The sequence below is a fragment of the Streptomyces sp. NPDC033845 genome (assembly GCF_055576225.1).
Map to the genome: position 1 here is coordinate 70,026 of NZ_JBVIRI010000012.1, position 13,803 is coordinate 83,828.

The following is a 13,803-nucleotide window of genomic DNA, read 5'->3' on the forward strand; positions in this document are numbered from 1 at the left end:
AGTTCTCGCCCACGCCGCCCGTCCTCACTCGGCCGTGATCAGCCGTTGCGGTACACCCGGGGCACTCGCCCACCGATACGGGTGACGATCTCATACGCGATCGTGTTCGCCGCTTGAGCCCAGTCCTCGGCGGTGGGTTCGCCCTGCTCACCGGTGCCGAAGAGGACCGCCTCGTCGCCGGCCCGGACCCCGTGCCCGCCGCCGCCGAGGTCCACCACGAACTGGTCCATGGCCACCCGCCCGGCGGCGGTGCGGACCTTCCCGCCCACCAGGACCGGGCCGCGCCCGGAGGCGTGCCGGGGGATGCCGTCGGCGTAGCCGGCCGGGATCAGCGCGAGGGCCGTCCCGGCGGAGGTGGTGTAGTGGTGACCGTAGCTGACGCCGTGTCCGGCCGGCACGTCCTTCACCAGGGCCACCGAGGCCTTCAGGGTCATCGCCGGGCGCAGCCCCAGCTGGGCGGAGGTGCCCAGCTCGGGGGCCGGGGACACCCCGTAGACGGCGAGGCCGGTGCGGACCAGGTCGAAGTGGCTCTCCGGGAGGGTCAGGGTCGCGGGCGAGTTCGCGATGTGCCGGACCTCGGGGTCCACGCCCTCCTTCTCGGCGTACGCCAGCATGTCGCGGAACGCGGTGAGCTGCAGCTGGATCGAGGGATGGCCGGGCTCGTCGGCGCAGGCGAAGTGCGACCACAGCCCGGTGACCGTGACGGTGCCCTCGGCCTGCGCGGCGACGGCCGCGCCGACCAGTTCGGCCCAGTCGGCGGGCTGGCAGCCGTTCCGGCCGAGGCCGGTGTCCGCCTTCAGATGGATCCTGGCCGTACGCCCGGCCGCACGGGCGGCGGCCCGCACCTCCTCCAGGGCCCACATCCCGCTGACCGACACGTCCACGTCGGCCTCGACGGCCTCCCGCCAGGGGCCGCCGGGGGTCCACAGCCAGCACATGATCCGCCCGGTGATCCCGGCGGCCCGCAGTTCGAGGGCCTCCTGCGGAGTGGCGGTGCCCAGCCAGGCCGCCCCGGCCTCCCGGGCGGCGCGGGCACAGCGGACGGCACCGTGCCCGTACGCGTCCGCCTTGACGACGGCCATCAGCTCGGACCGGGGCGCCCGGTCGCGCAGGGCGCGGACGTTGTCCCGTACGGCGTCCAGGTCGATCTCGGCGTGCACCCGCAGTCTCTCGTTCATCGGGCTCAGTCTCTCAGACCCCCTCGCCCGCCCCCGGCCGCCGGACCCCCGCGCGCCCCTGGCCAGCACCGACCGTCCCGTACCTGTGTCACCTCGCGGGCCGGGTCAGGACAGGCCGCGCCAGGCCCTCGGCAGGGCCAGGGCCACCTCGTGGGCGGTGGTGGGGGCGCCCTCGGCGGCCAGCGAACCGGCCCGCCCGTGCAGATGGGCGGCCACCGCCGCCGCGTCGAAGGCGTCGAGGCCGGCCGCCAGCAGGGCGCCCGCCAGCCCGGACAGCACATCGCCGCTGCCCGCCGTCGCCAGCCACGGCGTGCCGGTCCGGTTGACCCGGACCGGGCGGGCCGGGTCCGGATCGCAGACCAGGGTGCCCGCGCCCTTCAGCAGCACCGTCGCCCCGTACCGGTCCGCCAGCTCCCGCACCGCCGCCAGCCGGGCCGCCTCCACCCGCTCCCGCGCCACGCCCAGCAGCGCGGCCGCCTCCCCCGCGTGCGGGGTCAGCAGGGTCGGCGCGGTCCGTGCCCGGACCGCCTCCGGGGTCAGCCCGCGCAGCCCGTCCGCGTCCACCAGCAGCGGCACGTCCGGGTCCGGCAGGGTCACCGGACCGGACCCCAGACCCGGACCGAGCACCCAGGCCTGCACCCGGCCCGCCCCGATCAGCACCTCCGGATAGCGGGCCAGCACCGCCTCGGACGCCGGCCCCAGATAGCGGACCGCGCCCGCGCCCCCGCGCAGCGCCCCGGCCACGGCCAGCACGGCCGCCCCCGGGTACTGCGCGGACCCGGCCGCCACCCCGACCACCCCGCGCCGGTACTTGTCGCTCGCCGCGGTCGGCGACGGCAGCAGCCCCCGCACCTCCGCGTCCTCCAGCGCCTCCAGCGCGGGCGGGCCCAGATACGGCCCCAGACCGATGTCCACCAGACGGACCTCCCCGGCCCGGGAGGCGCCCGGTTCCACCAGCAGCCCCGGCTTGTACGCGCCGAAGGCCACCGTGAGCTCCGCGGTCACCGCCGGCCCCGCGAGCTCCCCGGTGTCCGGGTCCACCCCGCTCGGCAGGTCCACGGCCACCACCGGCACCCCGGCCGGCAGCGCCGCCACCAGCGCGGCCGCGGCCGGCCGCAGCCCGCCCCGGCCACCGATCCCGACCAGGGCGTCCAGCACCAGATCGGCCCGCTCCGGCACCCGCTCCGCCACCCGGCCGCCGGCCCGCAGCAGCGCCGCCAGCCCGGCCGGATGCATCCGGGCCGGATCCACCGGCACCGCCCGCACCGCCGCACCGCGGCGGGCCAGCAGCGCCCCCGCGAACAGGGCGTCGCCGCCGTTGTCCCCGGACCCGACCAGCAGCACCACCCGCGCCCCGGACACCTTCCCCAGCCGGCCCGCGCAGACCGCGGCCAGCCCGGCCGCCGCCCGCCGCATCAGGGAGCCCTCCGGGAGCAGCGCCATCAGCTGCCGCTCGGCGGCCCGTACCTCCTCGGCCCGGTACGCGCTGCGCATCCGCTCAGCCCTCCGCGATGACCACGGCGGAGGCCACCCCCGCGTCATGGCTGAGCGAGATGTGCCAGCCGGCCACGCCCAGTTCGGCCGCCCGGGCCGCGATCGTCCCCTTCACCCGCAGCCGGGGCCGGCCGCTGTCCTCCACGTACACCTCGGCGTCCGTCCACAGCAGCCCGGCCGGCGCGCCGAGCGCCTTCGCCAGGGCCTCCTTCGCCGCGAACCGGGCGGCGAGCGAGGCGATACCGCGCCGCTCCCCGCTCGGCAGCGTCAGCTCCGAGTCGACGAACAGCCGGCGCGCCATGCCGGGTGTCCGCTCCATCGCGGCCCCGAAACGGTCGATCGCCGCCACGTCGATCCCCACGCCGATGATCACAGCAGCCCAAGCCCCTCTGTTCCCGCGCCTGTTACCGCGCCCGATCCCTCTCCGGTACCGCCGGCTATTCGACGGTGACGGACTTGGCGAGGTTACGCGGCTGGTCGACCTCGTTGCCGCGCGCGGTCGCCAACTCGCAGGCGAACACCTGGAGCGGAACCGTGGCCACCAGCGGCTGGAGCAGGGTCGGGGTGGCCGGGATCCGGATCAGATGGTCGGCGTACGGCGCCACCGCCTCGTCCCCCTCCTCCGCGATCACGATGGTCCGGGCCCCGCGCGCCCGGATCTCCTGGATGTTCGACACGATCTTGTCGTGCAGCACCGAACGGCCCCGCGGCGACGGCACGACCACCACCACCGGCAGGTCCTCCTCGATCAGCGCGATCGGCCCGTGCTTCAGCTCGCCCGCCGCGAAGCCCTCGGCGTGCATGTACGCCAGCTCCTTCAGCTTGAGCGCGCCCTCCAGCGCCACCGGATAGCCCACGTGCCGGCCCAGGAACAGCACGGTGTCCTTGTGCGCCAGCGACCGCGCCAGCTCCCGCACCGGCTCCATGGTCCCCAGCACCTCGTCCACCGCGCGGGCGATGTCCGACAGCTCGCGGACCACCGCCCGGATCTCGTCGCCCCACTTGGTGCCGCGCACCTGCCCCAGGTACAGCGCCACCAGGTAGCAGGCCACCAGCTGGGTCAGGAACGCCTTGGTGGAGGCCACCGCCACCTCCGGACCGGCGTGCGTGTACAGCACCGCGTCCGACTCCCGGGGGATGGTCGAACCGTTGGTGTTGCAGATCGCCAGCACCTTGGCACCCTGCTCACGGGCGTGCCGCAGCGCCATCAGCGTGTCCATGGTCTCGCCCGACTGCGAGATCGCGACCACCAGGGTGCGCTGGTCGAGGATCGGGTCCCGGTAGCGGAACTCGCTGGCCAGCTCCGTCTCGCAGGGGATCCGGGTCCAGTGCTCGATCGCCAGCTTGGCGATCATGCCCGCGTGGTAGGCCGTACCGCAGGCCACGATCACCACCTTGTCGACCTCCCGGAGCACCGACACCGGGATCCGGACCTCGTCCAGGGTCAGCGAACCGCTCCCGTCGATCCGCCCCAGCAGGGTGTCGGCCACCGCCTTCGGCTGCTCGGCGATCTCCTTGAGCATGAAGTAGTCGTAGCCGCCCTTCTCGGCCGCCGAGGCGTCCCAGTCCACGTGGTACGCCCGCACCTCGGCCGGCGCACCGGCGAAGTCCGTCACCGTCACCCCGTCCCGCCGCAGCTCCACCACCTGGTCCTGGCCCAGCTCGATCGCGGACCGGGTGTGCGCGATGAACGCGGCCACGTCCGAGGCGAGGAAGTTCTCCCCCTCGCCGACCCCGACCACCAGGGGGGAGTTCCGGCGCGCCCCGACCACCACGTCGGGCTCGTCCGCGTGCACCGCGACCAGGGTGAACGCCCCGTCGAGCCGCCGGCAGACCTGCCGCATCGACTCGGCGAGGTCCCCGCTGGCCGAGAAGGCCTCCGACAGCAGGTGCGAGACCACCTCGGTGTCCGTGTCGGAGTCCAGCCGGTGCCCGCGCTCGGCCAGTTCGGCGCGCAGCGCCGCGAAGTTCTCGATGATGCCGTTGTGGACCACCGCGACCCGGCCCGCGTTGTCGAGGTGGGGGTGGGCGTTGAGGTCGGTCGGCCCGCCATGGGTCGCCCACCGGGTGTGCCCGATCCCGGTCGAACCGGCCGGGATCGGCCGTCCGACGAGTTCCTTCTCCAGGTTGACCAGCTTCCCGGCCTTCCTGACGGAGGCCAGCCCGCCGTCCGCGAGGACGGCGACCCCGGCCGAGTCGTAGCCGCGGTACTCCAGCCGCTTGAGTCCGGCGATGACCACATCGAGCGCCGACTGCGCTCCCACGTAACCCACAATTCCGCACATAGGCGGCAGCGTACGCCCGGGAACCGCTCCTGCCCGGTAGCCGAACAAGACGAAAACCCCGCCCCGGCGATTCCACCGGGACGGGGCCGGGCCGCATGCCCGCGGGCCCGGGTCAGCCCAGCTTCTTGGTCTGGGCGTCGATCAGGGCCTTCGGCTGCTTGGTCTCGCCGACGCCGACCGTGGAGATCCCGGCCAGGGTGTTGCCCTTGCGGACCAGCACCAGCTGGGTGACGAGCTTGTCCTCGCCCTCGCCGACGGTCACCGTGTACGCGGCGGCCTCGTCGCCACCGGTCACGGCGGGGCCCGGGGCGATCGAGGTGACCTTGGAGGACTCCCCGCCGAGGGTGGCCGTGTAGCCGCCCGCGCAGGCGGTGGCGGCGGTCCGGACGGAGGCCAGGGCCTCCTCCGCGCCCTTGCCGTCGTACGAGGCGAGGTTGACGGCGCTGACCGAGGTCCCGGCCAGCGCGTCCATGGCGGCCTTGGCCTTCTCCTCCGCCGAGGCGTTGGCGTCGGGGGCCTTGGGAACGCCGGTGGCGCGGGTGCGGGCCGTCCCGGAGGGGGTGCCGATGTCGCCGAAGGACTGGGCCGCCACCAGCACCTTGCACTCGGGCTTGTCGCTGGTCGCGGCCTTGCTCGCGGCGACGTCGGCCTGGCCGGCCGGCTGGAACTTGTACTCGGCGGTGTCCGCCTGCGCGACGATCACCGAGGCGAGCTCCGCGTCGGTCCTGCCCTTGGCGCCGGAGTCGGCGGCCGGCGCGGACGCCGAGGCGGAGGCCTTCGTGTCGTCCTTGGCGGCGTCCTTGCCGGAGTCGCCGTCGGAGCCGCCGCAGGCCGTGGCCAGCAGGGCGAGGGAGACGGCGGAGGCGGACAGCACGGAACGGCGGAGCAGGGTGTTGCGCATGGGACGGATTCCCCCTGGGGAAGGTGATGGACTGACGCTGATCTGCCGCCGGACCGGCGCGGGACACCGGCCGCCGGGGCACAGTTGATCAATGTACGAGTCGGGCTCCCCCGGCACCCGCGAATATCCCGATCGTGACAGCTGCGATACGCGCCCTCCGCCCAATCGAGACCGGACCCGGCACAACCCCGCGGCCACGTGACCGACCCCACCATCCACAACCGGCCCGCACCCCCGACAATGGCGGTGTGATCACTTCGCCGCCACGAAGCGCACCCGGCAGGGGCCATCGCACCGCCGATGTCTCGCCGTACCTGGACCTCACCCGCGCCGAATGGAGCGCCCTGCGCGAACGGACCCCGCTGCCGCTGACCGCCGACGAGGTGGAACGGCTGCGCGGTCTGGGCGACGTCATCGACCTGGACGAGGTCCGCGACGTCTATCTGCCGCTGTCCCGGCTGCTGAACCTCTACGTGGGCGCCACCAGCAATCTGCGCGGCACCCTGAACACCTTCCTCGGCGACGCCGGGAACGGCCACGGCGAGCAGCCCGGAACCCCGTTCGTGATAGGGGTGGCCGGTTCGGTCGCCGTCGGCAAGTCCACCGTGGCCCGTCTGCTCCAGGCCCTGCTGGCCCGCTGGCCCGAGCACCCGCGGGTGGAGCTGGTCACCACCGACGGGTTCCTGTATCCGATGAAGGAGCTCCAGGAGCGCGGGCTGCTGTCCCGCAAGGGTTTCCCCGAGTCCTACGACCGGCGGGCCCTCACCCGCTTCGTCGCCGACATCAAGGCCGGCAAGGACGAGGTCACCGCGCCCGTCTACTCGCACCTGATCTACGACATCGTGCCGGGCGAGCGGCTGGTGGTGCGCCGCCCCGACATCCTGATCGTGGAGGGGCTGAACGTGCTCCAGCCCGCCCTGCCGGGGAAGGACGGCCGGACCAGGGTCGGGCTCGCCGACTACTTCGACTTCAGCGTCTACGTGGACGCCCGGCCGGAGGACATCGAGCGCTGGTACCTGAACCGGTTCCGCAAGCTGCGCGAGACGGCGTTCCAGAACCCGTTCTCCTACTTCCGGAAGTACACCCAGGTCTCCGAGGAGGAGGCCCTGGAGTACGCGCAGACCATGTGGCGGACCATCAACCGGCCCAATCTGCTGGAGAACGTGGCCCCCACCCGCGGCCGGGCGAACCTGATCCTGCGCAAGGGTCCCGACCACAAGGTCAGCAAGCTGAGCCTGCGGAAGCTCTAGCGGGGGCCTGCGGCCCGTAGGGTGCGGGCATGCTGCATCTGCGGATGATCATCCCGCCGGACCGGACCGACCAGGTCGTCAAGGCGGTCACGGCGACGGTCGGCACCACCCATCTGGTGGTGCTGCCGGGCGCGGCCCGTGTCCCCGAGGGCGACCTGGTGCTCTGCGACGTCGCCCGGGAGGCGGGGGACGAGCTGTTGCGGCGGCTGCGGGAGCTGGGGATCGACCGGGACGGCTCCATCGCCGTGGAGGACATCGACCTCTCGCTGTCCCGGCGGGCGGACGCCGCCGAGAAGGAGGCGCCCGGGGAGCCGGCCGACGCGGTGATCTGGGAGCAGCTGACCGAGGCCACCCACGAGGAGTCCACCCTCACGATCACCTACGCGGCGTTCATGGTCCTCGCGACGATGATCGCGGCCTGCGGTGTGGCGCTGGACAACGCGATCCTGATCGTGGGCGCGATGGCGGTGGGCCCGGAGTTCGGGCCGCTCGCCGGGATCTGCACGGCCGTGGTGCGGCGGGCCCCCCGGCTGGCGGCGCGCTCGCTGATCGCGCTGGTGGTCGGGTTCGCCGTGGCGATCGCCGCGACCACCCTGTTCAGCCTGGTGATGGACGCCCTGGGGCTGTTCGAGGAGGGCATGCTGGACGATCCGCGGCCCAACACCAGCTTCATCTGGCAGCCGGACCTGTTCTCCCTGGTGGTCGCGGTGCTGGCGGGGGTCGCCGGGATCCTGTCCCTCACCTCGGCGAAGGCGGGGGCGCTGGTCGGGGTGGCCATCTCGGTGACCACGGTGCCGGCCGCCGCCAACGCGGCGGTGGCGCTGGGCTACGGGGACCTCGGCCAGATGTGGGGTTCGGGGGTGCAGCTGGCGCTCAACCTGACCGGGATCATCGTGGCCGGGGTGCTGACCCTGTACGCGCAGAAGCTGCTCTGGCGCACCCAGCGCGGCCGGTGGCTGCGCCGGGCCAAGGCCTGACCGGGGGCCGGGGCCCGGGGGACGGCCGGCCGGGGACGGGCGAGGGCCCTGCCGCGGCCGGCGGCAGGGCCCTCGTCGACGTACCGGTGCCGGTTATCCGAGCGCGGACTTCACCACGTCGGCCAGCCGGCCGGCGATCGAGCGGGCCTGCTCGATGTCGGCGGCCTCCACCATCACCCGGACCAGCGGCTCGGTGCCGGAGGGGCGGAGCAGTACCCGCCCGGTGGTGCCGAGCTCGCGTTCCGCCTCGGCGACCGCGGCGGCCAGCTCGCCGGAGGTGGCGACCCGGGAGCGGTCCACGTCCGGGACGTTGACCAGGACCTGGGGCAGCCGGCGCATCACCGCGGCCAGATCGGCCAGCGGGCGGCCGGTGGCGGCGATCCGGGCGGCCAGCATGAGGCCGGTGAGGGTGCCGTCGCCGGTGGTGGCGTGGTCCAGGATGATCACGTGCCCGGACTGCTCGCCGCCCAGGGCGTAGCCGTTCTCCTTCATCGACTCCAGCACGTAGCGGTCGCCGACGCCGGTCTGCACCACCTGGATGTCCTCGGACTCCATGGCCAGCTTGAAGCCCAGGTTGGACATCACGGTGCCGACCACGGTGTTCTTGCGGAGCTGTCCGGCCTCCCGCATGGCGAGCGCCAGCACGGCGAGGATCTGGTCCCCGTCGATCTCCTGGCCGGCCGCGTCCACGGCGAGGCAGCGGTCGGCGTCGCCGTCGTGGGCGATGCCCAGGTGGGCGCCGTGCTCGACCACGGCCTGCTTCAGCGGTCCGAGGTGGGTGGAGCCGCAGCCGTCGTTGATGTTGAGGCCGTCCGGCTCGGCGCCGATGGTGACGACCTCGGCACCGGCCCGGGCGAAGGCCTCCGGGGAGACCCGGGCGGCGGCGCCGTGCGCCTCGTCCAGGACGATCTTCAGTCCGTCCAGCCGGTTGGGGAGGACGGCGATGAGGTGGGCGATGTACTTGTCGAAGCCCTCGTCGTAGTCGCTGACGCGGCCGACCCCGGCGCCGGTGGGGCGCTCCCACGGGGCACCGGTGCGGTGCTCCTCGTAGATGGACTCGATCTTGTCCTCCAGCTCGTCGGCGAGCTTGTGGCCGCCCCGGGCGAAGAACTTGATGCCGTTGTCGGGCATGGCGTTGTGGCTGGCGGAGAGCATCACGCCGAGGTCGGCGCCCAGCGCACCGGTGAGATACGCCACCGCCGGGGTGGGCAGCACACCGACGCGCAGGACGTCCACGCCGGCGCTGGCGAGCCCGGCGACGACGGCGGCCTCCAGGAACTCGCCGGAGGCCCGGGGGTCCCGGCCGACCACCGCGGTGGGGCGGTGCCCCTCGAAGGTGCCCGCTTCCGCGAGCACATGGGCTGCCGCCACGGAGAGGCCGAGCGCCAGCTCGGCCGTCAGATCCGCGTTGGCGACACCGCGTACACCGTCTGTGCCGAAGAGTCGTCCCACTATTGTCCTCCGAGTTCGCGCTATGACCGCATGTGATCGCTTGTGGCCGCTTGTAACAGTTGTACGCCGCTTGTGGCGATAAACGAACCGCCCCGGCAGCACAGAGCGTGCCGCCGGGGCGGTTTCGTGCAGAGCAGCAGGCGGAGATTAACGCTTGCTGTACTGCGGAGCCTTACGGGCCTTCTTGAGACCGGCCTTCTTGCGCTCGACCGCACGGTCGTCGCGGGAGAGGAAGCCGGCCTTCTTCAGCGCCGGGCGGTTGTTGTCCACGTCCGCCTCGTTCAGCGCACGGGCCACACCGAGGCGCAGGGCGCCGGCCTGGCCGGACACGCCGCCACCCGCGATGCGGGCGATGACGTCGTAGCGGTTGTCGAGTTCGAGCACCTTGAAGGGCTCGTTGACTTCCTGCTGGTGCACCTTGTTGGGGAAGTAGTCCTCAAGGGTGCGACCGTTGATCTTCCACTTGCCGGTGCCCGGAACGATCCGGACGCGGGCGATGGCGTTCTTGCGACGGCCCAGGCCGGCGGCCGGCTGGGGGTCGCCGAAGCGACCGGCAAGGGACTCGGAGGTGTAGTCGCCCTCAACGGCTTCCACAGACTCGGTGGTGTACTCCTCGACGTTGCCCTCGAACTCGTCGACGGGGGTCGTCTCGGCGGTGGTCTCGGCCACGATGCTCCTCAGAATTTTCTACGTCTTGGGGGTGGCCGGAACTACTGCGCGACCTGGGTGATCTCGAACGGCACCGGCTGCTGGGCAGCGTGCGGGTGCTGGTCGCCCGAGTAGACCTTCAGCTTCGAGAGCATCTGACGGCCCAGGGTGTTCTTGGGGAGCATGCCCTTGACGGCCTTCTCCACGGCCTTCTCCGGGTTGTCCGCGAGGAGGTCGGAGTAGCGGACGGCACGGAGACCGCCCGGGAAGCCGGAGTGGCGGTACGCCATCTTCTGGGTCGCCTTGTTGCCGGACAGGTGGACCTTGTCGGCGTTGACGATGATGACGAAGTCGCCCATGTCCATGTGGGGGGCGTAGGTCGGCTTGTGCTTACCCCGGAGGAGGGCAGCGGCCTGGGTCGCCAGACGGCCGAGGACAACGTCCTGGGCGTCGATGACGAGCCACTGGCGCGAGATGTCGCCGGGCTTGGGGCTGTACGTACGCACGGTTCGTAGCCTTCGCTTCTTCAGTGATGGGTCCTGACAAGGGTCACCACGGAACGATCACGACAGCCCTGGTTCACAACGGGGACGCAACCCGTGTGCACCGCTGGTCATCGGCCCCGGTGGACCGGCGTAAGGGCCCTTTCACGTGAGAATGAACAAGCCAATACGCATAACGAACCAGCAGAATACCCGTGCACACCCGGACGGGTCAAAACGCCGACCGTGAACCCGCCTCGGCGGACTCCCCGGCGGACCCTTCGGGGCGCACCGATCCTGCAGTTCGTACGGGCCCCAGGCTACCCCGGCCGGGCCTCGCACAGCCACCCGTCAGGGTCACCGCCAGCACACACAGCGTGAAACAGTCCTTGAAGGCCCGCCGTTCACCGGTGAAGAACCAGTTCCACGGCATCCCCAGCAACTGCGGCACCACCGCCACCCAGAACCAGGGCGAACGCGGGGCCGAACCCGGCCGCACCACCGACACCAGCAGCAGCGGCAGCACCACCAGCAGGTAGTGGTCGAAGGACGGCCGCGACACCAGGAATGCGGCGAGCATCACCATGCAGGCCGTCTCCGCCAGCCGCAGCTCGCCCCCGTCCGGCTCCAGGGCGGCCGGCCGCCGCCAGCGCCTCCACACCGCCCACAGACCCGCCAGCGCGGCCGTCCCGGCCACCGCCACCGCCACCGCCTCCGGCACCCCCAGCCGGGGCAGCACCGCGATCGGCGAGGCGTCCCAGGGCAGCGCGTAGGAGTCCTGGCCCTTCAGCAGGAACGGCAGCGTCCTGGTGAAGAACAGCGAGGGACTGGGCATGGCCAGCGCACCGGCCAGCGACAGCCCCAGCGGCACCAGCACCGCCACCGCCAGCCCCCGCCACCGCCGGGCCAGCAGGAACACCAGCAGCACCGGCACCAGCATCGGCTTCGCCGCGACCGCCAGCCCGACCACCGCCCCGGCCGCCACCCAGCGGCCGCGGTGCGCCAGCAGCAGCGCGGCGGGCAGCGCCGCCGCCGACACCGCCGTCCAGTTCCCGATCAGCACCATGTTCGCGTACGGCTTGAAACCGACCGCGAAGGCCCCGAACCCCAGCACCGCCAGCCGCGACACCACCGGAACCGAGAACAGCCGCAGCGCACACCACCAGCCCAGCGCCACCAGCGCGGACATCACCACCGGCAGCAGCCAGCGCAGCACCGGCACCGGCAGCAGCGCCTCCGGCACCGCCAGCAGCACCGCGCTCGGCAGGTACAGGAACCGCTTGTCCTCGTACGGCGACCCGCCCTCCAGCAGGGTGTCCGCGGCCTTCACCACGAAGGCGTTGTCCGAACCCCAGTTGGGCCGGAGACTGCTCGACACGCACACCCACAGCACCGCGGCCAGCGCCACGGCCTGCCAGGGCCGCGACGCCGGCCGCAGCAGCCACTCCAGCAGCCGCGCCCCCCACCGCTCCACGACCACCACCGGGCCGCCCTCAGCGCTCGCGCTGGACGCGCCGCTCGTCCCAGACCGGCTCGGCGGTCTCCCGCACCACCCCGTCCGAACCGAACACCAGGTACCGGTCGAAGGTCTTCGCGAACCAGCGGTCGTGCGTCACGCACAGCACGGTGCCGTCATAGGCCTCCAGACCGTCCTGGAGCGCCTCCGCGGACTCCAGGTCCAGGTTGTCCGTCGGCTCGTCCAGCAGCAGCGCGGTGGTGCCCGCCAGCTCCAGCAGCAGGATCTGGAAACGCGCCTGCTGACCGCCCGACAGCTTCTCGAACGGCTGCTCGCCCTGCCGCTCCAGCTCGTACCGGCGCAGCGCCCCCATCGCCTGCCCCAGCGGCTTCGCCGCCTCCGTCCACAGGATGTCCACCAGGGTCCGGCCGAACAGCTCCGGATGCGCGTGGGTCTGCGCGAAATGACCGGGGACCACCCGGGCGCCCAGCTTCCAGGCACCCGTGTGCTTCACGTCCTCACCCGCCAGCAGCCGCAGGAAGTGGGACTTCCCGGAGCCGTTCGACCCCAGCACCGCCACCCGCTCGCCGTAGAACACCTCCAGCGAGAACGGCTTCATCAGCCCGGTCAGCTCCAGGTTCTCCACCGTGAGCGCCCGCACCCCGGTCCGGCCGCCCTTCAGCCGCATCCTGATGTCCTGCTCCCGCGGCGGCTCCGGCGGCGGACCGGCCTCCTCGAACTTCTGGAAGCGCGTCTGCATCGCCCGGTAGCGGGAGGCCATGTCGGGGCTGCTCGCCGCCTGGTTCCGCAGCCGCAGCACCAGCGCCCGCAGCCGGGCGTGCTCCTCGTCCCAGCGCCGCTTGAGCTCCTCGAACCGCGCGAAACGCTCCTTGCGGGCATCGTGGTAGGTGTCGAAACCACCACCGTGCACCCACACGTCGGTGCCCGTCGGACTCGGCTCCAGACTGACGATCTTCTCCGCCGCCCGGGACAGCAGCTCCCGGTCGTGCGACACGAACAACACCGTCTTGCGGGTGGCCTTCAGCTGGTCCTCCAGCCACCGCTTCCCCGGCACGTCCAGGTAGTTGTCCGGCTCGTCGAGCAGCAGGCACTCGTCCGGACCGCGCAGCAGCGCCTCCAGCACCAGCCGCTTCTGCTCACCGCCCGACAGCGTCCGCACCTCCCGGAACTGCGCCCGGTCGTACGGCATCCCGAGGGCCGCCGTGGTGCAGACGTCCCACAGCGTCTCCGCCTCGTACCCCTGCACGTCCGCCCAGTCGCTCAGCGCCTGCGCGTACGCCATCTGGGCCGACTCGTCGTCCACCGTCATGATCAGGTGCTCGGCCCGGTCCACCGCCCTCGCCGCCTCCCGGAGCCGCGGCTGCGCCACCGACACCAGCAGGTCGCGGACGGTGGTCTCGTCCCGCACCGAACCCACGAACTGGGACATCACCCCGAGGCCGCCGCTGACGGTGACCCCGCCGCCGTGCGGCTGGAGCTCCCCGGACAGCAGCTTGAGCAGGGTGCTCTTGCCGGCCCCGTTCGCCCCGACCAGGGCGACCACCGACCCCTCCCCCACCCGGAAGGAGACGTCGGGGAGCAGTACCCGCCCGTCGGGAAGGTAGTACTCCAGATGGCCGGCTTCGAGATGTCCCATGCGGGGCATTCAACCGCCCCGCA

General features: G+C 72.7%; 12 protein-coding genes. 2 read left to right on the forward strand and 10 right to left on the reverse strand.

What is annotated here, in order from left to right; all coding sequences use genetic code 11:
- Window positions 1–38: 38 nt before the first annotated feature.
- From alr to ACZ50K_RS24680, 5 genes are all read right to left on the reverse strand, one after another.
- Entirely contained in the window at window positions 39–1,178 is a 1,140-nt protein-coding gene (alr, locus tag ACZ50K_RS24660; protein ID WP_468906813.1) for an alanine racemase, read from the reverse strand.
- A 105-nt stretch (window positions 1,179–1,283) separates the two neighbouring features.
- Complete coding sequence (locus ACZ50K_RS24665; protein WP_468906816.1) at window positions 1,284–2,672, reverse strand: NAD(P)H-hydrate dehydratase; 1,389 nt, start codon at window positions 2,670–2,672, stop codon at window positions 1,284–1,286.
- A gap of 4 nt (window positions 2,673–2,676) precedes the next feature.
- Complete coding sequence (locus tag ACZ50K_RS24670; protein WP_468906818.1) at window positions 2,677–3,045, reverse strand: holo-ACP synthase; 369 nt, start codon at window positions 3,043–3,045, stop codon at window positions 2,677–2,679.
- A gap of 64 nt (window positions 3,046–3,109) precedes the next feature.
- Entirely contained in the window at window positions 3,110–4,957 is a 1,848-nt protein-coding gene (gene glmS / locus ACZ50K_RS24675) for a glutamine--fructose-6-phosphate transaminase (isomerizing) (RefSeq protein ID WP_468906820.1), read from the reverse strand.
- 112 nt (window positions 4,958–5,069) lie between these two features.
- Complete coding sequence (locus ACZ50K_RS24680; protein WP_468906823.1) at window positions 5,070–5,858, reverse strand: hypothetical protein; 789 nt, start codon at window positions 5,856–5,858, stop codon at window positions 5,070–5,072.
- Window positions 5,859–6,106: 248 nt separating this feature from the next.
- Between ACZ50K_RS24680 and coaA the strand changes: the two genes are divergently transcribed.
- Together coaA and ACZ50K_RS24690 are read left to right on the forward strand one after the other, a co-directional pair.
- Window positions 6,107–7,108 carry a type I pantothenate kinase gene (gene coaA / locus ACZ50K_RS24685; RefSeq protein ID WP_468906825.1) on the forward strand — a complete coding sequence of 334 codons (1,002 nt, stop codon included), beginning with the start codon at window positions 6,107–6,109 and terminating at the stop codon, window positions 7,106–7,108.
- 29 nt (window positions 7,109–7,137) lie between these two features.
- Window positions 7,138–8,085 carry a DUF389 domain-containing protein gene (locus ACZ50K_RS24690; protein WP_468906828.1) on the forward strand — a complete coding sequence of 316 codons (948 nt, stop codon included), beginning with the start codon at window positions 7,138–7,140 and terminating at the stop codon, window positions 8,083–8,085.
- 93 nt (window positions 8,086–8,178) lie between these two features.
- On the opposite strand, the gene glmM is transcribed toward ACZ50K_RS24690, so the two are convergent.
- The 5 genes from glmM to ACZ50K_RS24715 form a co-directional block, all read right to left on the reverse strand.
- Window positions 8,179–9,537, reverse strand: coding sequence for a phosphoglucosamine mutase (gene glmM / locus ACZ50K_RS24695; RefSeq protein WP_468906830.1), 1,359 nt, complete (start codon window positions 9,535–9,537; stop codon window positions 8,179–8,181).
- A 147-nt stretch (window positions 9,538–9,684) separates the two neighbouring features.
- On the reverse strand, window positions 9,685–10,206 hold the full coding sequence (gene rpsI, locus ACZ50K_RS24700) for a 30S ribosomal protein S9 (RefSeq protein ID WP_468906833.1): 522 nt from the start codon (window positions 10,204–10,206) through the stop codon (window positions 9,685–9,687).
- A gap of 41 nt (window positions 10,207–10,247) precedes the next feature.
- Window positions 10,248–10,691, reverse strand: a complete 444-nt coding sequence (gene rplM / locus ACZ50K_RS24705) for a 50S ribosomal protein L13 (protein WP_468906835.1) — start codon at window positions 10,689–10,691, stop codon at window positions 10,248–10,250.
- A 208-nt stretch (window positions 10,692–10,899) separates the two neighbouring features.
- On the reverse strand, window positions 10,900–12,147 hold the full coding sequence (locus ACZ50K_RS24710; protein WP_468907259.1) for a glycosyltransferase family 87 protein: 1,248 nt from the start codon (window positions 12,145–12,147) through the stop codon (window positions 10,900–10,902).
- A 13-nt stretch (window positions 12,148–12,160) separates the two neighbouring features.
- Entirely contained in the window at window positions 12,161–13,780 is a 1,620-nt protein-coding gene (locus tag ACZ50K_RS24715; protein ID WP_468906837.1) for an ABC-F family ATP-binding cassette domain-containing protein, read from the reverse strand.
- Window positions 13,781–13,803: the final 23 nt, after the last annotated feature.

Bases quoted from the DNA above. Each gene is read 5' to 3' on its own strand.
- ACZ50K_RS24715 (WP_468906837.1), bottom strand. From the start codon at position 13,780: ATGGGACATCTCGAAGCCGGCCATCTGGAGTACTACCTTCCCGACGGG.
- ACZ50K_RS24665 (WP_468906816.1), bottom strand. From the start codon at position 2,672: ATGCGCAGCGCGTACCGGGCCGAGGAGGTACGGGCCGCCGAGCGGCAG.
- alr (WP_468906813.1), bottom strand. From the start codon at position 1,178: ATGAACGAGAGACTGCGGGTGCACGCCGAGATCGACCTGGACGCCGTA.
- glmS (WP_468906820.1), bottom strand. From the start codon at position 4,957: ATGTGCGGAATTGTGGGTTACGTGGGAGCGCAGTCGGCGCTCGATGTG.
- ACZ50K_RS24690 (WP_468906828.1), top strand. From the start codon at position 7,138: ATGCTGCATCTGCGGATGATCATCCCGCCGGACCGGACCGACCAGGTC.
- ACZ50K_RS24680 (WP_468906823.1), bottom strand. From the start codon at position 5,858: ATGCGCAACACCCTGCTCCGCCGTTCCGTGCTGTCCGCCTCCGCCGTC.